This window comes from Nonomuraea sp. NPDC049480 (assembly GCF_044465905.1).
Lineage (GTDB): Bacteria > Actinomycetota > Actinomycetes > Streptosporangiales > Streptosporangiaceae > Nonomuraea.
Map to the genome: position 1 here is coordinate 68,277 of NZ_JBITMD010000004.1, position 23,800 is coordinate 92,076.

Sequence of the window (23,800 nt, forward strand, 5' to 3'; positions counted from 1 at the left end):
CCGGTGTACACGGAGATTGCGGGCAATCCCTAGCGGCATTCGGGGGCCGACTTTCTCGGAGGCGCGATGAAGCGCATGTTCATCATGTTCGCCGGCATGTTCCTGCTCCTTGGTTCGTTCACCGTTCCGCCTGCCTCGGCGGTGCCGGAACCGACGGCGGGACCTGACGGCGTCTTCGTCTACACCGGTGAGCTGAGCTCGGACCAGATGGCCAAGCTGGTCGCGGCGGGTGTGGACCGCGAGGAGATGAGGATCGTCAAGCGGGCGGACGGCAAGGTCACCGTCGAGGTGATCCTCGCCTCGGCGCTGGCCGACTCTCTCGCCAAGCAAGGCATCACCCTCAAGGCCCAGGCCGCGAACACGGCGCGGCAGGCGCAGCAGGGCGACGGGGTCTTCAAGCGTTACGCGGGCGCGGGAGGCATCCGTGAGGAGGTCATCGCCGCGGCCAACGCCAAATCGAACATCGCGAAGGTCGTCGAGCTCGGCAACAGCCTCAACGGCACGCCCATCACGGCGATCAAGGTGACCAAGGACGCGCGCAAGCTGCGTGACGGCACCCGCCCGGCCATGCTGTACCTGGCCGCGCAGCACGCACGTGAGTGGATCACACCCGAGATGGTGCGGCGGCTGCTGCACCACTTCCTCAACGGCTACGGGACCAACGCCGAGCTGACCCAGCTGGTGAACACCACGGAGCTGTGGTTCCTGCCGGTGGCCAACCCCGACGGCTACGACTACACCTTCACGCCGGACAACCGGCTGTGGCGCAAGAACCTGCGCGACAACGACGGCGACGGGCAGATCACCAGCAACGACGGCGTCGACCCCAACCGCAACTTCGCCTACAAGTGGCGCTACGACGACGAAGGCTCGTCGAGCCTGATCAGCAGCCAGACCTACCGCGGCAAGGCGCCCCAGTCCGAGCCGGAGACCGTGGCGCTGGACAACCTGACCAAGCGGGTGCAGTTCACGTACATGCTGAACTACCACTCGGCGGCCATGCTGCTGCTGTACGGCATCGGCTGGCAGCAGGCGACCCCGTCGCCCGACGACCTGATCTTCGAGGCCATGCTGGGCGACGACGCGAACCCGGCCGTGCCGACGTACGACCCGGACATCGGCGCCGAGCTCTACACCACCAACGGCGAGACCGACGGGCACATGACCAACCTGCGCGGCATCATGTCGATCACGCCGGAGATGTCCACGTGCGAGGCGGCGGCGGCGAAGTACCCCGACGACGAGTGGACGGTCGAGGGCTGCGCCGGCGGGCTCGGCTTCACGTTCCCGGACGACGAGCGGCTGATCCGGGAGGAGTTCGAGATGAACATCCCCCTGGCGGTCGCCGCGGCCAAGACCGTGCGCACGCCCGACAAGCCGGTCTCCGTGGTCGGGCGCACGGTGCCGGACTTCGCACCGGACTCCTTCACCGTCTCGTACGGCGACCCCCAGCCGGTGGCCGTGACCGCCCGCAGGTCGCTGCTCAACAAGGTGCTGCGCTACCGCATCAACGGCGGCCGCGTGCAGACCAGGCAGCTGAGCGAGTGGAAGGGCGGCAAGCGGTACGGCGGCGAGAACGATCTGTACTTCGCCGAGTACCGGAGCTACGTGATCGGGGCGAAACCGGGTGACAAGGTCGAGGTCTGGTTCGAGGGCCTCAAACGAGGCAGCGGCCAGGCCTCCAGCTCGCACTTCACGTACACGCTGGCCAAGGACTCCGCGGCCAAGGTCCTGGTGGTCGCCAACGAGGACTACACCGGCTTGAACCCGGACTACCCGCCGTCGGTGACCGCGCCCAAGTACGCCGCGAAGTATCAGCAGGCGCTCAAGGCCGCCGGGTACGCGTCCGAGACCTGGGACGTCGACTCCCAGGGCGTGCCGCACCACCTGGGCGTGCTGTCGCACTTCAAGGCCCTCGTGTGGGAGCTGGGCGACAACCGGCTGTCCATGGAGCAGCAGGACCTGGTGACGGTCACCCCGCTCGGCGACCTGCCCGACGCCGACGTCAAGCCGTCACAACAGAACCTGACCATCGCCGTCCGCGACTACCTCAACGAAGGGGGCAAGCTTCTCTACACCGGCGAGACCGCTGCGTACTACGGCATTCTCGACACCATCGTCGGCGGCATCTACTACGGCATCGACGGCAACCCCGATGGCGACTGCGTGGTCACCACCATCCAGGGCCTGTTCGACGAGTGCCTGCTGCTGGCGGACGACTTCACGCAGTACTACCTCGGCGTCGGCGGCCGCATTCCGCGCGAGAACCCGGCCGGCTTCACCGGCACGGGCCCGCTGGCCGGGGTGGGCGGCACGTTCGGCGGGCCTGCCACCGCCGACAACCCGGTTGACGAGGCCGGGGTCCTGCAGCCGATGGGCACGGACTTCCCGCGCTTCACGGGCACTCCGGCGGCGGGCTACCAGCTCGGCACCCCTGGGCCGTTCGACCCGATAGAGGGCCAGTGGTATATCAGGGGCACGCATGCCGACGACTCGTATATGCGGCTGACCAGGACGATCAACCTGGGCTCCGTGACGGCGGCGCAGCAGCCGCGGCTGGCGTTCCAGCTGTCCTTCGACACCGAGCCCGGCTACGACAATGTCATCGTCGAGGCCCACACGGTCGGCCAGGACAACTGGACGACGCTGCCGGACCTCAACGGCGGCACCGACACCCAGGTGCCGGCGGAGTGCGAGGCCGGATTCCTCCTGGAGGAGCACCCCTGGCTGCTGCACTACCTGACCCCGGGTAACCCATGCACGCCGACCGGGACCAGCGGGTCCTGGAACCGGTTCACCGAGAACTCGGGCGGCTGGCAGCAGGTGGCCTTCGACCTGTCCGCGTACGCGGGGCAGCAGGTCGAGGTATCGATCAGCTACGTGACCGACCCCAGTACGGGCGGCGTGGGCGCGTTCGTCGACGACACCCGGATCACCACCACCGGCGGGACGCTGGAGTCCGAGGGCTTCGAGAGCGGGCTCGGCCCGTGGGCGATCCCCGGTCCTCCGGCGGGCAGCCCGACCGGCGCCGGCGACTTCGTCCGCGCCGAGGCCGACAGGACGGCGGCCGTGACCACCAAGGACACGGTGCTGCTGGGGTTCGGGCTGGAGCAACTGGCCGGCGACAACGAGCGGAACGCGACCGTGAAGAAGGTGATGAAGTATCTGATCGGCTGACCCGCGCATGACGAACGGCCACCCCTGCCCGGGGTGGCCGTCTCGCCGGCGAACGGCGTCATGGGCACCGCCCCAGCTCGCCCACCGCCGCCTTCATGTCGGCCACGAACCGCTCCGGCGGGATCTCTCCGAGCTTGGCGGTGGCCGCCGCGGTGTCGGTGAACGAGGCGGTGCCGCCCTCGCGGGACAGCAGGTCGACGGCCAGGGCCGAGTAGCCGCTGGCGGTCAGGCGGCCGGCGACCGAGCGGATGTGGTCGGTGAGGCCGCGGTTCTCGTGGATCACCAGGACGGCGCCCTTCGCGTCCCCGTCGGCGGCCGCCCACGCCGCCTGCAACGTCGTGCCCTCCGGCCCCGCGAACGTGATCGCCTCCGTCGGCAGCGGCGAGGGTCCTGCCGGGCTCACCGTCGTGGTGGCGGGCGCCGGGGAGGTCGCGGGCGAGGTCCCCGCGGTGGTGGGCGCGGCCGGTTCCTCTGAGGCGCCGCACGCGGCCAGGAGCGCGGTGGCGGCGGGCAGCCCGAGGCCCAGCAGCGCGAGCCGCCGCAGCGCCTCCCGGCGGGGGATCAGGCCGTCCGCGTGGTCGAGGGCCACCTCTTCTGCGAGATACCGCTGGATGGGCGTCATGCCGGAGGTCTACCCCCGTCGACCGAAAAATCGTGTAAAGCCGAGGGTTACGCGGGTTTTCGCGGTCACTTGATGACATGCCTTCTAAGCCCACTAAGAGGCCGATACGAGGGACACGAGGAAACCATGCGTACATCACGTTTCGCTCTTGTGCTGCTGGCCACCGGCGCGGTGCTCATGACCGGGAGCGCCGCGTTCGCCGATCCCGAGCCGAGCGCGCTGGAGCTACGGGTGGTCGTCGACGACTGCCCCGACAAGGTCGTGCAGCCGTGACGGATCCCGCGCTCCTGGAACGGGCGCTGTTCGAGGTCAAGCGGGTGATCGTCGGCCAGGACCACATGGTCGAGCGGCTGCTCGTGGCAGTGCTCGCCAAGGGTCACTGCCTGCTGGAGGGTGTGCCCGGCATCGCCAAGACGCTCGCCGCGGAGACCATGGCGACCGTGGTCGGCGGCACGTTCGCGCGCATCCAGTTCACACCCGACCTGGTGCCCTCCGACATCGTCGGCACCAGGATCTACCGGCCGTCGACCGAGAGCTTCGACATCGAGCTCGGCCCGGTCATGGCCAACCTGTTGCTCGCCGACGAGATCAACCGGGCGCCCGCGAAGGTGCAGTCCGCGCTGCTGGAGATCATGGCCGAGCGGCAGGTCAGCATCGGCGGTGTCACCCATGAGGTGCCGACGCCGTTCCTGGTGCTGGCCACCCAGAACCCGATCGAGTCCGAGGGCGTCTACCACCTGCCCGAGGCACAGCGGGACCGCTTCCTCATGAAGATCGACGTGGACTATCCCAGCGAATCGGAGGAGCTGGCGATCGTCTACCGCATGAGCGTGGACCCGCCCGCGCCGCGGCAGGTCCTCGACCCCGCCCACGTCATCGCACTTCAGCGGCGGGCCGAGCAGGTGTTCGTGCACCACGCGGTCGCCGAGTACGCCGTCCGCCTCGTCTACGCCACCCGAGACCCCGACCGGTACGGCGTGCAGGACGTGCGCCGGCTGCTGGGGTTCGGCGCGAGCCCCCGTGCCACGCTCGGCCTGCTGGCGGCCGGCCGGGCGCTCGCGGTGCTGCGGGGGCGCGACTACGTGCTGCCGGAGGACGTACGGGACCTGGCGCACGACGTGATGGCGCACCGGCTCGTGCTGTCCTTCGACGCCCTGGCCGACGGGGTGTCGCCGCGGGAGATCGTGGACCGGGTGGTGGCCGCCGTGCCGCTGCCGGTCATCGCCCCGCAGCAGGACGGGGCCCGGCAGCAGGAGACCCTGCGTCAGGAAGCCGTGGCATGAAGCCGTACCTGATCGCCGAGCCCGCACTGCGCAGGCTCGAGCTGACGATCACCCGGAGGCTGGACGGACTGCTCCAGGGCGAGCACCTGGGGCTGATGCCCGGTCCGGGGAGCGAGCCGGCGGAGACCAGGCCGTACCAGCCGGGCGACGACGTGCGGCGGATGGACTGGAACGTCACCGCCCGCACGAACGAGCCCCACGTGCGCGACCTGGTCGCCGACCGCGAGCTGGAGATCTGGGCCCTGCTCGACGCGACCGCCAGCATGGACTTCGGCACCGCGGCGATGGAGAAGCGGGAGCTGGCCCTGTCCACGCTGGCCGCGGTCGGCTTCCTCACCCAGCGGACCGGCAACCGGATCGGCACGCACATGCTGCACGGCGGCGGCGTCAGGACGCTGCCCGCCAGGACGGGCCGGCCGCACCTGATGGCGCTGCTGCAGGCGGCGTTCGCGCTGCCGCGCACCCCGCCGGGCGTGGCCGAGCCGCTGCTCGGGGTGGCGGCCGAGCAGCTCGGCCGGGTGGTACGGCGCCGCGGCCTGATGGTCGTCGTGTCGGACTTCCTGGACGCGCCCGAGACCTGGGAGCTGCCGCTGCGCAGGCTCACCGCCCGGCACCAGGTGCTGGCCGTGGAGGTACTGGACCCGCGCGAGCTGAGCCTGCCGAACGTGGGGATCCTGACGCTGATCGACCCGGAGACGGGGCGGCGGCGCGAGATCGCGACCTCCAGTGCTCGGCTGCGGCGCAGGTACGCCGAGGCGGCGGCCGGGCAGCGCGACGCCATCGCGCAGGCGATGCGCCGGGCCGGGGCCACCCACCTGCGGCTGCGTACCGACCGGGACTGGGTGCGCGACCTGGTCAAGCACGTGATGAGACAACGCCGCCTGGCCGCGCTGGCCACGAGCCCCGCCTTCCCGGCACGCCCGGCGGGCTCCAACCCGCCCGGCCCGGGCACAGGCGGGCCCCCGGAAGGAGGTGGTGCGGCGTGAGCCTGCTCGCGCCCATCTGGCTGCTCCTGCTCATCCCCGTGGCCCTGCTGGCCGTCACCTACGTGGTGGTGGGCCTGCGGCGCAGCGCGTACGCCGTCCGGTTCACCAACCTCGACCTGCTCGACAAGGTCGCCCCGAGGGGACCGGGCTGGCGCAGGCACGTGCCCGCGGCGGCGCTGCTGCTCATGTTCGCGCTGCTCGTCGTGGGCTTCGCCCGGCCGACCGCCGAGGTGACGGTGCCCAGGGAGCGGGCGACGATCATGGTGGCGTTCGACGTGTCCGCGTCCATGGGCGCCACCGACGTCTCCCCGAACCGCTTCGAGGCGGCCAAGCAGGCGGCCAGGCAGTTCGTGCAGGGCCTGCCGGAGCGGTTCAACCTGGGGCTGGTGCCGTTCTCCTCGGGGGCCTCGGTGGCCGTGCCGCCCACGACGGACCGGCAGGCCGTGCTGACGGCGATCGACCGGCTCGGCATGGACTCCGGCACCGCGATCGGCGAGGCGGTCTACTCCTCGCTGGAGGCCATCGCCTCGCTCGACTCGGAGGAGGAGGCGCCGCCCGCGCACATCGTGCTGCTGTCCGACGGCTCCAACACCACCGGCCGCACGGTCAGCGAGGCGGCGGCGGAGGCCGCCAACCGGCGCATACCGGTCACCACCATCGCCTACGGCACGGCGGACGGCACCATCAACCTCTCCGGCCGCGAGGTCCCGGTGCCGGTGGACGGCCCGGCCCTGCGCGGGCTGGCCGACGCGGCGGGCGGCGGCTTCTACGAGGCGGCCACCGGCGACCAGTTGCAGGCCGTCTACGACGACATCGGGACCTCGGTGGGGTACCGGACCGAGCGTCAGGAGGTATGGCAGTGGTTCGTGGCGGCGGGACTGATCTTCGCGCTGATCGCGGCGGTGACGTCGATGTTGTGGTTCTCGAGGCTCCCATGAGGGGCCTCGGCAGCCCGCGCGGGCCGGAGTTCGTCACGCCGCACCTGGAGGCCCGCCAGGAGCCGGTCCTCCCGGGCCTTTCTCCACAGGTTGGGGCGCACAAGGCGCCCAAGCCCCCCACGACGTCGCCCAAGGGACGCCTGCTGGTGGCCGCCGTGCTCGTCGCGGCGGTCACCGGGGCGGCGGCGGGCGTGGCGGGGGCCCGGCTCTCTGAAGGGTCCGAGCCGGCCCCCGCCGCGGCCCTGCCGAGGGTCGCCGCGGCCCCGTCGGCCAGTCTGACCGGGCTGAGCGCGACCGCGGCCCGGGTGCTGCCCAGCGTGGTCTCGGTGGAGGCCGGGCGCGGCGGCGGGTCGGGGTTCGTGGTGGACGGCCGCGGTCACATCCTCACCAACGCGCACGTGGTCAGCGGGTACGACGACGTGACCGTGATACTCAGCGACGGCCGCAGGCTGGCCGCCCGCGTGATCGGCGAGGACGACGACGAGGACCTGGCCGTGCTGGAGGTGTCCTACCCCGGGGACCTGACGCCCGCCACGCTGGGCAGGTCCGCGGACCTCTCGGTGGGCGACCAGGTGCTCGCCATCGGCTCGCCGCTGGGACTGTCCGGCACGGTCACCGCCGGCATCGTCAGCGCCCTGGACCGTGAGGTACGACTGGGCGGCGCCCGGCGGAACGCCGTCCAGACCGACGCGTCCATCAACCCGGGGAACTCCGGCGGCCCGCTGGTGAACGCCCGGGGCGAAGTCGTCGGTGTGAACACCGCGATCGCGGCCGGCCGGGGCGGCGGCAACATCGGCATCGGTTTCGCCATCCCCATCGACCGGGCCGCGCCCATCGCGGAACGAATCATCCGAAATTAGGGTGCAGGGCATGCGACTGCTTGTGGTGGAGGACGAGGAGGACCTCGTCGAGGCGATGCGCGTCGGCCTCGTACGCGCCGGATATGCGGTGGACGTGTCCTACGACGCGCCGTCCGCGCACGAGAAGTTGCAGGTCAACACGTACGACCTGGTCCTGCTCGACCTGAACCTGCCCGGCGGGGACGGCTTCCAGCTGTGCCGGACCGTTCGCGCCGCGGGCCAGGGCGTGCGGATTCTCATGGTCACCGCCCGCGACCGGCTGGACGACCGCGTACGCGGACTCGACGAGGGGGCCGACGACTACCTGGTGAAGCCGTTCGCCTTCCCCGAACTGCTGGCCAGGGTGCGGGCGCTGCTGCGCAGGGATTCCAACGGCGGCACGTCCGTGATCCAGGTGGGCGGGCTGAGGATCGACACGGCCCGGCTGGAGGTCACGCTGGACGGCAGGGCGCTGGCGCTCACCCCCAAGGAGTACGGCGTCCTGCACTACCTCATGACCAGGCCGGGCCACGTCGTGTCCTCCGAAGAACTGCTCGAACACGTCTGGGACGAGCACGCCGACCCGTTCACCAACACCGTCCGGGTCACGGTCGGCAACCTGCGCCGCAAGCTGCAGGAAGAGGGCCTCATCGAGACCGTGATCAGCCGGGGCTACCGGCTCAAGGAGCCGACGGCATGATCCACACCATTCGCTTCCGGCTCACCGTGCTCTACTCGGGCCTGCTGTTCGTGCTGGCCACGCTGGTGCTCGGCGGCATCTACTTCGCGGTCTCCAAGACGACCGAGCAGCGCCCGATCACCCCCGAGTACGCCAAGGCGTACAGCGGCGGCCAGTACATCGGCAAGCGGGAGGTGGTCTTCGCCGAGGAGGTGGAGAACGCCGTCAACGTCCGGACCATGGCCACGCTGCGCGACTACTCGCTCTACACCCTGGCCGGCCTCTACGTCGCCAGTCTCGGCATCGGCTGGGTCCTGGCCGGCCGCGTGCTGCGCCCGGTCCGTTCGATCACGCGTACCACGGAGGAGATCCAGGCCACGGACCTGAAGCGGCGCATCAACCTGAACGGGCCGCGCGACGAGCTGAAGGACCTCGCCGACACCATCGACACCATGCTGGACCGGCTGGAGGAGGCGTTCCGGGCGCAGCGCCAGCTCATCGACGACGCCTCGCACGAGCTGCGCAGCCCGCTGACCATCATCAGGGCGAACGTGGACGCCGTGCTCGCCGCACCCGACGCCAGCGACGAGGAGCGGGTCAGGGCCGTGGCCATCGTGGACCGCGCGACCACCCGCATGACCAGGCTCGTGGAGGACCTGCTGGCCAGCGCCAGGCGGCAGGGCGGCGCGTTCGCCGACGCCGATCTCGACCTGGCCAGAGTGGTGGGAGAGGCGTGCGAGGAGTACACGGCCCCGGCCGCCGCCCGCGACCTGACGATCACCCGTCACCTGGGGCGCGGCCTGGAGATCACCGGCGACGCCGACGCGCTGCGGCGCTCGGTGGCGAACCTGCTGTCCAACGCCGTGCGCCTGTCGCCGCCCGGCGGCACGATCCAGGTCGGGGCCGGCCGGTGGGAGGGCTGGTTGTGGACGGCGGTCCGCGACGACGGCCCCGGCATCGAGGAGGCCGACCGGGAGCGGGTGTTCGACCGGTTCTGGCGCGGCGACACCAGCCGCCGCGACCGCCACACGGGCCTCGGCCTGGCCATCGTCCGGCAGATCGTGGAGTCGCACGGCGGCCGGGTGGCGGTCTTCTCCCGGCTGGGGGAGGGGGCGACGTTCGTGCTGTGGCTGCCACCGCGCGACGGCGTGCCCGGCACGCCGCCCGAGGAGAACCCCCTAGGCTGACCGTCCGCGGCACACGGCACGGGTGACGAGGAAGGCCACCACCGGCAGCACGAACACCGCCACCCGCAGGGCCACGATGATCGTTTCATACGTGCTCGCCGGGACCGTCAGCAGCGCCGCCGGGACCGGCGGCGGCTCGGGGAACCCCGGAGCCGAACGCATCACCGGCGGCGCCGGCGAGACCCACATCCCCGCCCACAACACGGTGAAGAACGTGATCACCGCGACGCCGAGCGCCGTGCGCACCGGCGCCTGCGACGGCCGGTCCAGCAGGTGGTGCTGGTCCCCGTCGCCGGTGAACCGCCGCTCCAGGAACGGGTAGACGAGCAGCACGCCGAAGAACACCGTGAGGATCAGCGGCGGGATCCACAGCCCGGTCTGGAGCACGTACCCGCCGATCGTGATCTCCCACCCCGGGACGAGCCGCTGGGCGCCGTCCAGCACCCCGAAATACCAGAACGGCTGCGCCGCCACCGGATGGGCGCCCGGCTGGTACGCCCCGTGCTCCCACACCGGGTTCACCCGCGCGAACGTGGCCAGCGCCGCGATGGCGGCGATCGTGAACAGCGCCGTCGCCCCGTTCTTGATCGCGAAGTACGGGAAGAACGGGCCGCCGGTGACGGTCTGCTCCCCGGCCGCCGTGGCCCTTCGCTCGTGTTCATGGTCGCGACCGCTTCGCTCGGTGTGCTTCTGCCGCCAGGTGAGGACCAGCGCGTGCAGCGGCACCACCGCCAGCAGGATCCCCGGCACCAGCAGCACGTGCGTGACGAAGATCCGCGGGATGACCTGCCCGGGGAAGGCCCCGTCGAACACGAACGCCGACAGGTACGTCCCCACCAGCGGAATCGACAGCAACACCCCCTGCGCCTGCCGCAGCCCGGTCATCGCGAGCTGGTCGCCGGGCAGCGAGACGCCCAGGAACGACTCGAACAGCACCAGCCCGAACAGCACCACCCCGAGCATCCACGTCAGCTCGCGCGGCCTCCTGAACGCGCCGGTGAAGAACACCCGGCACAGGTGCGCCACGATCGCCAGCACGAACACTGTCGCCGACCAGTGGTGCAGCTGGCGCATCAGCAGCCCGCCGCGCACCTCCAGGCTGAGTTCCACGGTGGAGGTGAAGGCCACGTCCGGGTTGGGCTTGTAGAACAACGTGAGGAACGTGCCCGTGAGCACCAGCAGCGCGAACGAGTACAGCGCCAGCTCGCCCAGCAGGAACGACCAGTGGCTGGGAAACAGCTTCCTGAGCTGCGGCCTGAACCAGCGCGCGAAGGGCAGGCGATCGTCAAGATAGAGCGCCGCGTCGCGGGCCGCCTTCGCCGAACCGGCCACGACGCGAGGCCTTCTCTTGGGCTTGGTAGGAGTGGCCATGGGCGCCTCCTGGCGGGGGGTTGATCCAATTCTGCACCTCCCTTGCCCCATTCACAAGAATTGGTGTAAACCAATTGGTATAAACCAATTCCGTGTTGACCTTCATAAATTGGATTAGACCTCTCACATGCTTCTGACCTGCACAAATGACGACTTAGGCGAGGAGTGCAGTTTCATCATCAATTCCGCCGGTAGAGTCCGGGACAGAGGCGTTGGATTGGAGCTGTGGTGGCCAAGCATGTTTACGACTTCACCGAAGGCAACAGGAATCTCAAGGATCTTCTCGGCGGTAAAGGCGCGAACCTCGCGGAGATGACCAACCTCGGGTTGCCCGTTCCCCCCGGATTCACGATCACCACGGAGGCGTGCCGCCACTACCTGACACGGGGCGGCCTCCCGGACGGCCTCGAGCAGGAGGTCGCCGAGCACCTCTCCGCGCTCGAGGACCAGATGGGCAGAAGGCTCGGCCAGTCCGACGACCCGCTCCTGGTGAGCGTGCGCTCCGGCGCGAAGTTCTCCATGCCGGGCATGATGGAGACCGTGCTCAACATCGGGCTCAACGACGAGTCCGTGCACGGCCTGGCCAAGCAGGCGGGCGGCAACGAGCGCTTCGCGTGGGACTCCTACCGCAGGCTCATCCAGATGTTCGGCAAGACGGTGCTCGGCATCGACGGCGACCTGTTCGAGCACGCCCTCGACGCGATCAAGGGCAGGCGCCAGGACACCGACCTGGACGCCGGCGAGCTGCAGGGCCTGGTGGAGACGTACAAGGGGATCGTGCGCGAGCAGACCGGCAAGGACTTCCCCGCCGACCCGCGCGAGCAGATGCGCCTGGCCGTCATGGCCGTCTTCGACTCCTGGAACGCCCCGCGCGCCATCCTCTACCGCCGCCAGGAGCGCATCCCCGCCGACCTCGGCACCGCCGTCAACATCATGGCCATGGTCTTCGGCAACTACGGCGACGACTCCGGCACCGGCGTCGCCTTCACCCGCGACCCGGGGACCGGCCGGCAGGGCATCTACGGCGACTACCTGCAGAACGCCCAGGGCGAGGACGTGGTCGCGGGCATCCGCAACACGATCCCGCTGGAGGAGCTCGAGCGCATCGACAAGCACTCGTACGACGAGCTCCTCGGCATCATGGAGACGCTGGAGACGCACTACAAGGACCTGTGCGACATCGAGTTCACGATCGAGCGCGGCAAGTTGTGGATGCTCCAGACGCGGGTCGGCAAGCGTACGGCGGCGGCCGCGTTCTGCATCGCCACCCAGCTCGTCGACCAGGGCCTCATCAGCCTCGACGAGGCCGTCACGCGCGTCACCGGCGACCAGCTGGTCCAGCTCATGTTCCCGCGCTTCGACGGCGGCGCCGAGAAGAAGAAGATCGCCAAGGGCATGAACGCCTCCCCGGGCGCCGCCGTCGGCAAGGCCGTCTTCTCCTCCGAGCGGGCCGTGGAGCTGACCGAGCAGGGCGAGGACGTCATCCTCGTCCGCCGCGAGACCAACCCCGACGACCTGTCCGGCATGATCGCCGCCAAGGGCGTCCTGACCAGCCGCGGCGGCAAGACCTCCCACGCCGCCGTGGTCGCCCGCGGCATGGGCAAGACGTGCGTGTGCGGGGCGGAGGAGCTGGACGTCAACACCCGTGACCGGACCTTCACGGCACCGGACGGGGTGGTCGTGTCGGAAGGCGACGTGATCTCCATCGACGGGACGACCGGCGAGGTGTACCTCGGCGAGGTCCCGGTCGTGGCCTCGGCCGTGGTCGAGTACTTCGAGGGCGCCGAGCCGGACGACGAGCTCGTCCGTGCGGTGGACCGCATCATGCGCCACGCGGACGCCGCCCGCAGGCTCGGCGTACGGGCGAACGCGGACACTGCCGACGACGCCGCGCGGGCCCGCCGCTTCGGCGCGCAGGGCATCGGCCTGTGCCGTACCGAGCACATGTTCCTGGGCGAGCGCCGGCAGCTGGTGGAGGACCTGGTCCTGGCCTCTTCCGACGAGGAACGCCAGGCCGCGCTGGACGCCCTGGAACCCCTCCAGAAGTCCGACTTCACCGGCATATTCCAGGCCATGGACGGCGACCCCGTCACCATCCGCCTCATCGACCCGCCCCTGCACGAGTTCCTGCCCGACATCGTCGACCTGTCCGTCAAGATCGCCACGTCGTCGGACGTCACGGAGAAGGACCGCAAGCTCCTGGCGGCCGTGAAGCGCCTGCACGAGCAGAACCCGATGCTCGGCCTGCGCGGCGTCCGCTTGGGGCTGGTGATCCCCGGCCTGTTCGCCATGCAGGTCAGAGCCATCGCCCATGCCGCGAAGGAGGTCCCGGGCGCCCGCCCGGAGATCATGATCCCGCTGGTGGCGGCCGTGCAGGAGCTGGAGTCGGTACGCGAGGAGGCCGTCAAGATCCTCGCCGAGGTCGGGGTCGAGGCCCTGATCGGCACCATGATCGAGGTCCCCCGGGCGGCGTTGACCGCCGGCCAGATCGCGGAGGCCGCCGAGTTCTTCTCGTTCGGCACCAACGATCTCACTCAGATGGTGTGGGGCTTCTCCAGGGACGACGTGGAGGCCGCCTTCTTCTCCCAGTACCTCAACCTGGGGATCTTCGGCGTCTCCCCGTTCGAGACCCTGGACAGGGATGGTGTGGGGCGGTTGGTCAAGATCGCGGTGGATGAGGGCCGGGCGGCACGGCCGGACCTGCACCTCGGGATCTGCGGGGAGCACGGCGGGGACCCGGACTCGGTCCACTTCTGCCATGAGGTGGGCCTGGACTACGTCTCCTGCTCGCCGTTCCGGATCCCGGTGGCCCGGCTGGAGGCGGGCCGCGCCGCCTTGACCGACACCGACTCCGACACCCGCTAGGAAGTCCTGGGACCGCCCAGGGCTCCAGGGAGCTCCAGGAGGTCCTAGGCGAAAAGCAAGGTCTTCGCCGGGGGGCGCTGCGCGCCATTCGAGTGCTCAGGCAGCGCCTCCCAAGGGGCAAGCCGGCGCGCCCGGTGATGCCGCAGCGCCCTTCTCGTACATGAGCGGCATGGTCAGGCGGGGATCGCCGTCACCAGGCCGCCATCGATGACGAGGTCTTGGCCGTTGATGTAGGACGCCTCTGAGGAGGCCAGGAACGTCACCGCCGCGGCGACCTCCTCCGCCAGGCCGAACCGGCCGGCCACCACCCGGCCGGTGATGGCCGCCGCCTCCGTCTCGCTCAACGCCGCGGCCGGGTACATGGGTGTGTCGATGTATCCCGGACTGATGGAGTTGACGCGAATTCCACGCGGTGCGAGTTCCGCCGCCAGGGTGCGGGCCAGGTTGTGCGCGGCCGCTTTGGTGGCCGAGTAGAGCGTGAGGATGCCGTTGCCACGATGCAGGGTCCACGAGGCGTTGATCACGATGGAGCCGCCATCGGCCAACAGCGGCAGCGCCTTCTGGATCGTGAAGAACACGCCTTTGACGTTCACCGCGATGCTTTGATCGAAGTCGGCTTCGGTGATGTCGGCGAAGGGCACGAAGGTGCCCACGCCCGCGTTGGCGAAGACGACGTCCAGCCTGCCGTGCCGAGTCTTGATCGTGTCCATGAGGGCGTCCAGTTGGTTGAGGTCGGCCGCGTCCGCCACCATGCCGAGGGCGTGCGGGCCGAGCATGGCTGCGGCCTGGTCCACACGCCGCTGGGTGCGGCCGGTGACGATCACGTGCGCGCCTTCGGCGACGAGGCGGTGTGCGGTGGCCAGTCCCATGCCGCTCGTGCCGCCGGTGATCAACGCGGTTTTGTCGATGAAGCGCATTAGGTGAGTGCTCCGGAAAGTCGGTCGGCGGCCGCCGGCAGCCAGTCGGGGCGGGCGTTGCCGAGCAGGTGGTCGCCGTGAGGGATGTGCAAGTACTGTCCGCGTGGCGCCAGGCGGGCGAGGGGTTCGCCGTTGGTCACGCCGGGGATGAGGTCCTGGCCGCCGTCCACCACCATGAGAGGGCAGGTGATGCGCGGAGCGAGGGTGGACAGGTCCACCTGGCGGGCGAAGTGGCGGGCGGCTTCCTCTCCGCCGGCGCGCTGGATGAGAATCTCCTGTACGAGGGACGGCAGGGTGTCCCAATCCAGGCGGAAGGGACCGCTGACGGTGACCGCGGCCGCGACGCGCGGTTCATGGGCGGCGCTTTCGGCGACGTAGTAGCCGCCGAGGCTGAGCCCGACCAGTCCCACGCTCTCGACGCCGAGTGCGTCGATGACCCGGCCGATCACCTGATGGTAGTCCGCAGTGATCGTGGAGGTGGCCGCGAGCGTGCCCTGGCCCGGCCCGTCCATGGCGAACACCGCCAAGCCCCGGCGCAGCAAGGCGGTGATCAAGTCGTGGAACTCCTCCTTGCTGGAATCCAGCCCGGGCACCACTACGACCGTGGCCACCGCATCGGCCGGGCCGCGCAGCCAGCCGGCGAAGCCTGATCCCTCGATCCGGCGCGCGCCAGGCTCCAGCAGTCGCAGGGCGCGGCCCATGGCGGCGTCGGCCTTCACGGCGGCGAGAGCGTGTTCAGGATTCGGCCCCAGGGTGGCGAAGTGGAACCAGCGGGCCGCGACCTGATAATGCTCGCCCGCGGAAATCGCCGTGCCCGCCTGCTCGGCGCGCACAAGGTGTCCGTGTGCGGCGCGCATCAAGGCCTCGCCCCAGCGGCCCAGGTCGGCCAGCTCACCGGCGACCCGCTGATATTCGTGCGGGTCCAGCCCGGCTCCCGTGGCTCGCGTCAGGTTGGCGGCGGCGAAGTCGGCGGCGCTCATCGTGGTGCTCCGATCGTCAGGACGGCGTTACCGCGGATCCGGCGTTCCCGCAGGTCGACCAGCACATCGGCGGTCTGGCTCCAATCGGCGGTACGGCCGATCTCCGGGTGAAGCCGCCCGCCGGACACCAGGCGTACCAAGGTGGCCAGATCAGGGCCGTACGGCGCGCCCGCATAGTGGAAGTGCCGGATCACTGCGTTCTCCGGCCCGGCGAGCAGGTCGAAGAAGTTCACCGTCGCCGGGGTACGGCTGGCCTGGCCGAACCAGACCAGCGTGCCGCCGGGGACCAGCCTGGCCAGCGCGGTCGCGAGCACGCTGCCGCCGGTCGACTCCAGCACCACGTCGAACGGCCCGCCCGTGTCCGCCACGTCGTGCACGATCGCCGCGGCACCCAGCTCGCGCAGGCGTGCACCACGCTCCACAGTGGCGGTGACCGCACTCACCTCCGCCCCCGCCGCGGCCGCCATCTCGGTGAGATAGTGGCCCACCCCGCCAGAGGCGCCGGTGACCAGCACCCGCCTGCCCGCCAGGGCGCCGGCCGTACGGAGCAACCGAAGCGCGGTGATCCCGGCCAGCGGCAGCGCGGCCGCCTGGACGGCGCTGATCTCGTCGGGCAGCACGGCCAGCGAGTGAGTGGGCACGGCCACGTACTCGGCCCAGCCGCCCATCGGCGGATGGCCCACCACGCGGGTGCCGGCCGACGGCCCTGAGCCGTCGGCAGCGGCCTGCACGACCAGGCCGGCGACGTCCTTGCCGGGCAGCGGGCCGGGTTTCGGCCCCTCCAGCAGGAACGTCTCACCTCGGTTCGGGGAGAAGGCCTCGACCTTGATCAGCACTTGGCCCGTGGTGGGTACGGGCTGCGCGTCCTGGGCGAACTCCACCGGACGCGCTGCATCTCCCGTGGGGATCAATCTTCGCATGCGGCCATGAAACCGGTGCCAGGGTTGCGCGATCCAACAACGCACAGGTGAGCCCGACAACCACTGGTTGTCGCCTAAGGTGACAGACGTGGACCTCGACCTGGCGCAGGTGCGCGCGTTCGTGCTGGCCGCCGAAGAGCTGCACTTCGGTCACGCGGCCGAGGAACTGTCGATTTCCCAGCAGGCGCTGTCCAAGCGGATCGCCCGCCTGGAGTCCATGCTCGGCAGGCGCCTGTTCGAACGCGGTGGCCACGGGGTGCGGCTCACCGAGGCAGGGCGACGTTTCCTGGAGCCCGCCCGGCAAACCTTGGCCGCCGCGGACCTGGCCGTGGCGGCGGTGCTGGATGTTCACCGTCAGTTGCGGATCGATGTGTGGGGCCACCTGTACGCGCCCATGCGCACGCTGGCGCAGGTGGCGTCCCACGAGCCGCGGCTGGAACTCGGGCATGGCCGTGACCTGCCTGCGGTGGCCGCCGCGCTGCTGCACGGCACCGTGGACGCCGCCTTCGGCCGCGTCCACGCGCCTCTGCCCGCCGGACTGACGCATCGCCTGATACGACTGGAGCCGGTGGATGCGATCCTCAGCGCCGACCATCCACTGGCGCACGCCCCGGCCATCCGGCCCGAGCAACTGCGCGACAGCGTGCTGTGGACTCCGGGGCCGCTCCATCGGCTGGACTTCCTGCACCGCTTCGCCGAGCACTTCGGCATCCGCGACCAGGCCGAGGGCGCCAATCTGGGGCTGGACCACTTCCTGGCGGATCTGGCAGCCGATCCGCGCCGCTTCTGCCTGCTGCCCGCGGACATACCGCTCCCATCCGACCCGGCGATCCGCTCGGTCCCGCTGGTGGATCCGACACCCTTGTACGCCTGGTCGCTCCTGTGGCGGGACAACGGCGGCCATCCGCTGCTGGAAGCCTTGACGCGTGCCTTCACGGCGGAGGCGGAGCGCAACCGCTGGCTCGAATACGATCCCACCCGCGATTGGCTTCCCGAGCATCACCCCTCACCGCGGCGGAACCGTCCCTGACCCCCGGGATGCTGGTGTTGCTGTGTGAGCGTGTTCCCGGCGCGCAGAGCGTCCACGTACCGCCCGCAGGCGGTCTCTTCGTGACCGTCGCCGGTGAAGCGCAAGATCAGGTATTGCCCACCTTCGGAGCACAGCTCCAGTTCGCCACAACAGGACGTCTTGATCACCCGCGTCCGCGGGGTACGAGGGCGGTGTGGTTCCCATTCGTACAAAGAGAGCTCCTTCGACCGGCGCCACGCGATCCTTCGTATGGGATGTCGCACCTGATGGTGAGAGGACAGGAAGATCGGCGTGGGCGCGCCGCACAGGGCCGTCGTCGACATTCACGGTCGGGTGCCGGGTTGGCGCTCCATGAGGCCTAAGGGTCCGAGCTCATTGATCACGAGTACAAATTCGACTGCCCTGATCGCGGCCCTCTGACCAGCAGACGCCCCACTCTGGCGCAGTCAGGGAGCGGCACGGTGCCGACCCCCTGCAGGGCCGGCACGGGCGGATGCGGGCCGTCCGGCTCCGCCGCATGATGGCCAGCCGAAGTGCTGGAGGAAGTCATGACCCACCACGTAAGCGGCGCTCCGGCGCGAGCCCGCCGGATCTGGCTGATGGCGGCCGTCGCGGCGGTTTTCGGTGCCGTGCTCGTCACGCCCTGTCTCGGGCTCGACGCCGCCGGCAGCCGGCTCGACGTGGGCGGCGGGGCGCGCTATTACCTGCTCGTCGCGCACATCTTCACCGCGCTGGTCGCGCTCGTCCTCGGCCCGCTCCAGTACGTCCCGGCGATCCGGGCGCGCAGACGGGCGCGCAGACGGGCGCACCGGACGATCGGCCGCTGCTACCTCCTCGCCGGGGTGCTGCCGTCCGCGCTGACCGCGATACCGGTGGCGCTGCTCTCGGGCCGGCTCATCACCCAGATCGGCCTGACGATTCCCGCCGTGCTGTGGCTCGCCACCGGCTGGCTCGCCACCGGCTGGCTCGCCTTCCGTGCCGCCCGCCGCCGCGACTTCGTGCGGCACCGGCAGTGGATGATGCGCAACTACGCGCTCACCTTCCTCGCCGTCACCTCACGGGTCCTGGTGCCGCTCATCCTGCTGGCCCAGGTGCCGTTCAGCGACACGGTGAACGCCGGCTCCATCGGCGCGAGCGCCCAGTCCGTCATCCCGATCGGGCAGGTGCTCGGGTGGATCGTCAACCTCGCCGTCGTGGAGATCATGATCCGGCGGCCCTGATCCTCATTGCTGGAGGTCGGATTCCAGGAGGTTGAGGTCCGGGGGGACCAGGGTCGTGGACTCCACCAGGCCTCTGAGGAGGTTGTGCAGGAGGTTGTTGTCGTACGGCCGGCCGGCCGCCTGGTCGTGCAGCAGCGGGTACGGGAAGCCGGCGGCATGGAGGCGGCGGCGGACGACCTCGATCCTGTCCTCGATGATGTTCTTCCGCCAGTTGTCCTCCGGCCGGAGATAGGCCAGCCGCTCCTTCGCCTGCCGGTACGTCAAGGGCCGCGGGGACTCCTCGTACAACAGGTACCGCTCGCCCAGGACCACCAGGAGCAGGCGCTCGGTGTCGTCCAGCTCCCACATCTTCGGCGGTATGGTCTCGATCTCGTGGCGGTTCCCGTGCGTTTCGCCCTCATGGCCCGCCACGTAGAGCTCCACCAGGTGCTGGCGGTGGCCGGATCCCCTGATGAACAGCGGCGTGTAGCCCTCCGCCAGGGGGATGGGGTCGGTCGAGGTGTGCATCAGCTGCCCGCGTGGCAGCCGCACCAGTTGCCGGCCCATGTTGCGGAGCCACCACAGGTTGTCGTGGTACGTCAGCTCCCCGTGCAGGCGGCTCACCGACTGGTCGTCGGCGCCGACGCTCAGGTCGACGTGCGGGCGTCCGGCCCGGCCGAAGCGGACGTGGCGGCCCGGGCGTGGCCCGACCTTGATGCCGCCCGCGAGCGTGCGGACGTGCAGAGTGCCCGGGTGGGCGGGGGGCACACCGTACGCGAGGCTCTGGGGGACGTTCATGGATTCGCCTCCTGGTGCTGGTCGCATGCGTGCACGTCCATGGTGCCCCACCCGTCCGGGACCCTCCCCGGAGATCGCGGTCCACGACGCGTCAGATCGCCGGGTCGAGACGGTAGCCGGCGCCGCGCACGGTCTGGATGTTGTCGCGGCCGAACGGCCGGTCCACCTTGTCGCGCAGGTAGCGCACGTACACGTCGACCACGTTGGACCCGCCGTCGTAGGCGAAGTCCCACACGTGCTCGATCAGATGGGTGCGGCTGAGCACCTCGCCGGGCCGCCGCATGAACTCCTGCAGCAGCGCGAACTCCTTGGGCGACAGCGTGATCGCCGCCTCGCCGCGCAACACCACGTGGCTGACCGGGTCCAGCGAGAGATCGCCCGCCCGCAGTACGGCGGGACGCTCGTGCGGGTCGCGGCGGGTCAGCGCGCGCAACCGGGCGTACAGCTCCGACAGCGCGAACGGCTTGGTCAGGTAGTCGTCGGCGCCCGAGTCCAGGCCGCGTACGCGGTCGTTCACGGCATTGCGCGCGGTGAGCATGAGCACCGGGGCCCAGCGACCCGCCGCGCGCATCCGCCGGCACACCTCGAACCCGTCCGGCGCGGGGATCATGGCGTCGAGCACCACGGCGTCGTAGTCGTTCTCCATGACGCTCCACAGCGCGTCCTCGCCGTTGCCCGCGGTGTCCACGGCGTAGCCCTCCCGCCGCAGCCCGCGGATCAGCATGCGGGACATGCCGGGGTCGTCCTCGACGACGAGCACCCTCATGGCACCACCCTAAGGCTCGTCACTGGTGGAGCAGGTCGTCGATGGTCTGCCGGGCGCCGTTGACGGCGATCGCGAAGCCGATGTTCTGCGCGTCGCCGGCCGCGGCGGTGTTGATGCCGATGATGCGGCCGGAGGCGTCCACGAGCGGGCCGCCGCTGTTGCCCGGGTTGATGGCGGCGTCGGTCTGGATGACGTGCTGGAGCTGAGCGCCGGCGTCGGTCTGCACGGTGCGGTCGAGCGCCGAGACGATCCCCTCGGTCACCGTCGGGCCGCCGGGCAGGGCCAGGGCGTTGCCGATCGCGATGACCGGGTCGCCGACCCGCAGCGTCGAGGAGTCACCGAGGGCGGCGACGGGCAGGCCCGTGGCGTTGATCCGCAGCACGGCCAGGTCGGCCGCCGGGTCGCTGCGCAGCACCTTCGCCCTTGACGTCCGCCCGTCCCGCAGCGTGACCGTGACGGTCTGCGCGCCCTGGACGACGTGGTTGTTCGTGGCGATCAGCCCGTCGGCGCCGATCACGAACCCGGTGCCGGTGCCCTGCTCGGCGACGGGCTCCATGAGCGCGTTCACGCCGACCGAGCGGGTGCGGACCGTGACGATCGACGGCTCGATCTTGGCCAGGATGGCGGGCGCGTTCACGGCGCCGGCCGAGGTCGCGGGGACGGTGACGGCCGGGGCGCTCGCCCGGGCGACGTCGCGGCCGCCCAGGTAGCCTCCGGCGCCCGTGGCCGCCACGACGGCGACCAGGGCGACGGAGGCGGCCAGCACGCGGCCGCCGTTCCGCCGCGCCCGGTGCGCGGGGGCGTGGGGGCCCGGGTAGGGGGGTGACTGGCGCGGCTCGAAGGTGGGGACGGTCATCGTGTGCTCCTCAGGTGGCGATCCGTTGTGTTCGCGCCTTCAGCGTGCGAGCCCTCCCATGAGAGAACGATGAGAGCCTTGGCGGGCGGATTGTGCCAGGCTGTGCAGGGTGCGGCTGCTACCAGGCTCGATGCGGGCCCGCGTGACGCTCGTCACCGCGGCGGGCGCCGTCTGCGCGCTCGTCGTCTGCCTCGCCCTCCTGTACGCCGCCCTCGACCGCCAGTTGCAGGCCGCCATCGACGACGGCCTGGCGGTCCGCGCCGGCGACCTCGCCGTGGCTCTGGAGAACGACGACGTCGCCGCCCTGATCGACGACCCGATGGCCCAGTTGTACGGGCGCGGCGGGGAGGTGACGGCCGGGTCGACCTCGCTGGAGGGCCGGCGGCTGCTCACCACCGAGCAGGTCCACCAGGTCGGGGACATCACGCTGAGCACGCGGACGCTGCCGATCGGGGACGGGGGCGCGGAGATCTCCGTACGGCTGCTGTCCGAGCGCCTCGAACCGGGTGGCGGCGTGCTCACGGTTGGGGTGTCGGCCGAGCCGATCCAGGCCGCCAAGGATCGGCTGGCGATCGTGCTCTTCCTCGCCGCGCCGCTGCTCGTCGCCGGGCTGGCCGCCGGGGCGTGGGCGGTCGTGCGCACCGCGCTGCGGCCCGTCGACGCCCTGACCCGTGAGGCCGCCATCATCTCGTCGCTGGAGAGCGACAGCCGCCTGCCCGCCGTGCCGGGGGACGACGAGATCGCCCGGCTTGCCCGTACCCTGAACGACATGCTGGCCAGGCTCGGCGTGGCGGCCGAGCGCGAGCGGGCGTTCGTGGACGACGCCAGCCATGAGCTGCGCACCCCGCTCGCGGTGCTGCGCGGCGAGCTGGAGCTGGCGCTCGACGCGGTCGGCGACGACCGCGAGGTCGAGCAGTCGCTGCACGCGGCGCTCGGCGAGGTGGACCGGCTGTCCCGGCTGGCCGACGACCTGCTGCTGCTGGCGCGGGCCCGGGCCGGCGCGCTCGTGGTCCGCACGGAGGCCGTGGACCTGCTCGACCTGGCCGCCGCCGAGGCACGCCGCCTCGGACCCGCGCTCGGCCTGGCCATCGAGGCGTCCGGCGATCCGGTCGTGGTCAACGCCGACCCCGAGAGGCTCCGGCAGGTGCTCGCCAACCTGGCCCGCAACAGCGCGGCGGCCGGAGCAGGCACCGTGCGGTTCCGGGTCGCGCGCGGTCGCGAGTCGGCCACCGTGGAGGTCGCCGACGACGGGCCCGGCTTCCCCGAGGGACTGCTGGACGCGGCGTTCGCCCGGTTCACCCGGGGGGACGACGCCCGCAGCGGCGTCTCGCCCGGCGCCGGGCTCGGCCTGTCGATCGTGCGTGCGGTGGTCAGCGCGCACGGCGGCATCGTGTCCGCTCGCAACGGGGAGCCGCTCGGCGGCGCGGTGGTCACGGCCTGCCTGCCCCTGACGTAGCTCTCATCCTGCTCTCATCCCCGCCGGGGCACGATCGGGCCTATGAAGGCAGACCAGCATCCGCTCACGCGCCTCGGCCGGCCCCGGCACAACCGCTGGATGCGGCATCCGGGCGTCCGCACCGGCGGCCGGCTCACCCTGGGGGAGCGGGCGGCCGACCGGACGCGGCTCGTCATGGGGTCGTGGCCGTTCGTGCTCACGTTCCTGGCGCTGCTCGTCGTCTGGATCATCGGCAACGGGCGGCACGGCTTCGACCCGTACCCGTACATCCTGCTGAACCTGGTGCTGTCGTGCCTGGCCGGCCTGCAGGCGTCCGTGCTGCTCATCGCGGCCAGGCGCAGCGACCAGGTGGCCTCGGAGCTGGCGACGCACGACTACCAGACCGACCAGGGCACCGCGATGGCCATCGCCGCCCTCCGCGCCGACGTCGCCGACCTGTCCGTCCAGCTCGCCCGCGTCGAGGCGCTCGTGAAGACCCGGCACCCGACGCCGTGATCAGCGGCGGTGACGTCCGGCCGCGCGGGCGTGGGCGTCGGTCACCAGGGAACGCGCCTGCTGCTCGCCGGGGTTGAGCACGCAGACCCACCCCTGGGCCGCGTACACGGGATGCGGGAGGACCTGTTCCAGGACGGTGTAGTCCAGGCCGTCGGGGCGCGCCTCGGGCGGGTAGCCGAGGAGCCGCTCGAACGCCGCGCGCCCGGCCGCGACATTCAGCCGGAACACGCCCGGCCGGTCGAGGTCGGAGGCGGTGTCGAAGCCGGGGTAGTTCTTGATCACGATCGTGGCGAACGGCTGCCGGTCCGATCTGTAGGTGAAGAACGCGTCGCCCCATGCCACCTCCGGGGAGCCGTCGTCCGGGCCGGCGATGAGGACCGAGGTCTCGGGCAGGCCGTTCACGAACTGGATGATTTCCTCTTCAGTCATGCCATCA

At 70.9% G+C, this 23,800-nt stretch carries 22 protein-coding genes; 13 read left to right on the forward strand and 9 right to left on the reverse strand.

Annotated features, from left to right (window positions below; translation table 11 throughout):
• The first annotated feature begins 66 nt into the window (after positions 1-66).
• Positions 67-3,177: a M14 family zinc carboxypeptidase gene (locus tag ACIBX3_RS13540; RefSeq protein WP_397116508.1), complete on the forward strand. Its 3,111-nt coding sequence runs from the start codon at positions 67-69 to the stop codon at positions 3,175-3,177.
• 58 nt (positions 3,178-3,235) lie between these two features.
• Here the strand turns inward: ACIBX3_RS13540 and ACIBX3_RS13545 are convergent, their stop codons facing one another.
• On the reverse strand, positions 3,236-3,799 hold the full coding sequence (locus ACIBX3_RS13545; protein ID WP_397116510.1) for a dienelactone hydrolase family protein: 564 nt from the start codon (positions 3,797-3,799) through the stop codon (positions 3,236-3,238).
• A gap of 126 nt (positions 3,800-3,925) precedes the next feature.
• On the opposite strand from ACIBX3_RS13545, the gene ACIBX3_RS13550 reads away from it, so the two are divergent.
• Genes ACIBX3_RS13550 through ACIBX3_RS13580 form a run of 7 tightly spaced genes read left to right on the forward strand, consistent with a single transcriptional unit; the run spans position 3,926 to position 9,711 of the window.
• Complete coding sequence (locus ACIBX3_RS13550) at positions 3,926-4,072, forward strand: hypothetical protein (protein WP_397116512.1); 147 nt, start codon at positions 3,926-3,928, stop codon at positions 4,070-4,072.
• The gene (locus ACIBX3_RS13555) at positions 4,069-5,082 is read left to right on the forward strand and encodes an AAA family ATPase (RefSeq protein WP_397116514.1); all 1,014 of its coding nucleotides are present in this window, start codon (positions 4,069-4,071) and stop codon (positions 5,080-5,082) included. Before ACIBX3_RS13550 ends, ACIBX3_RS13555 begins: the two co-directional genes overlap by 4 nt.
• The gene (locus ACIBX3_RS13560) at positions 5,079-6,068 is read left to right on the forward strand and encodes a DUF58 domain-containing protein (protein ID WP_397116516.1); all 990 of its coding nucleotides are present in this window, start codon (positions 5,079-5,081) and stop codon (positions 6,066-6,068) included. Before ACIBX3_RS13555 ends, ACIBX3_RS13560 begins: the two co-directional genes overlap by 4 nt.
• Positions 6,065-7,006 (forward strand): VWA domain-containing protein, encoded by a 942-nt coding sequence (locus tag ACIBX3_RS13565; protein ID WP_397116518.1) that lies wholly within the window; start codon positions 6,065-6,067, stop codon positions 7,004-7,006. Before ACIBX3_RS13560 ends, ACIBX3_RS13565 begins: the two co-directional genes overlap by 4 nt.
• Positions 7,003-7,866: a S1C family serine protease gene (locus ACIBX3_RS13570; protein ID WP_397116520.1), complete on the forward strand. Its 864-nt coding sequence runs from the start codon at positions 7,003-7,005 to the stop codon at positions 7,864-7,866. Before ACIBX3_RS13565 ends, ACIBX3_RS13570 begins: the two co-directional genes overlap by 4 nt.
• 10 nt (positions 7,867-7,876) lie before the next feature.
• The gene (locus ACIBX3_RS13575) at positions 7,877-8,545 is read left to right on the forward strand and encodes a response regulator transcription factor (protein WP_397116522.1); all 669 of its coding nucleotides are present in this window, start codon (positions 7,877-7,879) and stop codon (positions 8,543-8,545) included.
• The gene (locus ACIBX3_RS13580; RefSeq protein ID WP_397116524.1) at positions 8,542-9,711 is read left to right on the forward strand and encodes an ATP-binding protein; all 1,170 of its coding nucleotides are present in this window, start codon (positions 8,542-8,544) and stop codon (positions 9,709-9,711) included. The genes ACIBX3_RS13575 and ACIBX3_RS13580 overlap by 4 nt, the downstream gene beginning before the upstream one ends.
• On the opposite strand, the gene ACIBX3_RS13585 is transcribed toward ACIBX3_RS13580, so the two are convergent.
• Positions 9,703-11,082: a cytochrome bc complex cytochrome b subunit gene (locus tag ACIBX3_RS13585; RefSeq protein WP_397116526.1), complete on the reverse strand. Its 1,380-nt coding sequence runs from the start codon at positions 11,080-11,082 to the stop codon at positions 9,703-9,705. The two genes, ACIBX3_RS13580 and ACIBX3_RS13585, sit on opposite strands and share 9 nt — an antisense overlap.
• A 228-nt stretch (positions 11,083-11,310) precedes the next feature.
• Between ACIBX3_RS13585 and ppdK the strand changes: the two genes are divergently transcribed.
• A complete protein-coding gene (gene ppdK / locus ACIBX3_RS13590; protein ID WP_397116528.1) occupies positions 11,311-13,947 on the forward strand; it encodes a pyruvate, phosphate dikinase in 2,637 nt (878 codons plus the stop codon).
• A 173-nt stretch (positions 13,948-14,120) separates the two neighbouring features.
• Here the strand turns inward: ppdK and ACIBX3_RS13595 are convergent, their stop codons facing one another.
• The 3 genes from ACIBX3_RS13595 to ACIBX3_RS13605 are packed head-to-tail and all read right to left on the reverse strand — an operon-like array spanning position 14,121 to position 16,764.
• Entirely contained in the window at positions 14,121-14,864 is a 744-nt protein-coding gene (locus ACIBX3_RS13595) for an SDR family oxidoreductase (RefSeq protein WP_397116530.1), read from the reverse strand.
• Positions 14,864-15,844, reverse strand: coding sequence for an alpha/beta hydrolase family protein (locus tag ACIBX3_RS13600; protein WP_397116532.1), 981 nt, complete (start codon positions 15,842-15,844; stop codon positions 14,864-14,866). The genes ACIBX3_RS13595 and ACIBX3_RS13600 overlap by 1 nt, the downstream gene beginning before the upstream one ends.
• Positions 15,841-16,764 carry a zinc-binding dehydrogenase gene (locus ACIBX3_RS13605; protein ID WP_397116534.1) on the reverse strand — a complete coding sequence of 308 codons (924 nt, stop codon included), beginning with the start codon at positions 16,762-16,764 and terminating at the stop codon, positions 15,841-15,843. Before ACIBX3_RS13605 ends, ACIBX3_RS13600 begins: the two co-directional genes overlap by 4 nt.
• 88 nt (positions 16,765-16,852) lie before the next feature.
• On the opposite strand from ACIBX3_RS13605, the gene ACIBX3_RS13610 reads away from it, so the two are divergent.
• Both ACIBX3_RS13610 and ACIBX3_RS13615 read left to right on the forward strand, forming a co-directional pair.
• Positions 16,853-17,794, forward strand: a complete 942-nt coding sequence (locus tag ACIBX3_RS13610; protein ID WP_397116536.1) for a LysR family transcriptional regulator — start codon at positions 16,853-16,855, stop codon at positions 17,792-17,794.
• Positions 17,795-18,342: 548 nt separating this feature from the next.
• Complete coding sequence (locus ACIBX3_RS13615; RefSeq protein ID WP_397116538.1) at positions 18,343-19,014, forward strand: DUF2306 domain-containing protein; 672 nt, start codon at positions 18,343-18,345, stop codon at positions 19,012-19,014.
• Between the two features lie 3 nt (positions 19,015-19,017).
• On the opposite strand, the gene ACIBX3_RS13620 is transcribed toward ACIBX3_RS13615, so the two are convergent.
• The 3 genes from ACIBX3_RS13620 to ACIBX3_RS13630 form a co-directional block, all read right to left on the reverse strand.
• Positions 19,018-19,791 carry an FHA domain-containing protein gene (locus ACIBX3_RS13620; protein ID WP_397116540.1) on the reverse strand — a complete coding sequence of 258 codons (774 nt, stop codon included), beginning with the start codon at positions 19,789-19,791 and terminating at the stop codon, positions 19,018-19,020.
• Between the two features lie 91 nt (positions 19,792-19,882).
• Entirely contained in the window at positions 19,883-20,557 is a 675-nt protein-coding gene (locus ACIBX3_RS13625; RefSeq protein ID WP_397116542.1) for a response regulator transcription factor, read from the reverse strand.
• A gap of 19 nt (positions 20,558-20,576) precedes the next feature.
• Positions 20,577-21,413, reverse strand: a complete 837-nt coding sequence (locus ACIBX3_RS13630) for a S1C family serine protease (RefSeq protein ID WP_397116544.1) — start codon at positions 21,411-21,413, stop codon at positions 20,577-20,579.
• 109 nt (positions 21,414-21,522) lie between these two features.
• Between ACIBX3_RS13630 and ACIBX3_RS13635 the strand changes: the two genes are divergently transcribed.
• Both ACIBX3_RS13635 and ACIBX3_RS13640 read left to right on the forward strand, forming a co-directional pair.
• Positions 21,523-22,869, forward strand: a complete 1,347-nt coding sequence (locus ACIBX3_RS13635; RefSeq protein WP_397116546.1) for a sensor histidine kinase — start codon at positions 21,523-21,525, stop codon at positions 22,867-22,869.
• 42 nt (positions 22,870-22,911) lie between these two features.
• Entirely contained in the window at positions 22,912-23,364 is a 453-nt protein-coding gene (locus ACIBX3_RS13640) for a DUF1003 domain-containing protein (RefSeq protein ID WP_397116548.1), read from the forward strand.
• Here the strand turns inward: ACIBX3_RS13640 and ACIBX3_RS13645 are convergent, their stop codons facing one another.
• A complete protein-coding gene (locus ACIBX3_RS13645; RefSeq protein WP_397116550.1) occupies positions 23,365-23,793 on the reverse strand; it encodes a DUF6194 family protein in 429 nt (142 codons plus the stop codon).
• Positions 23,794-23,800 lie beyond the last annotated feature (7 nt).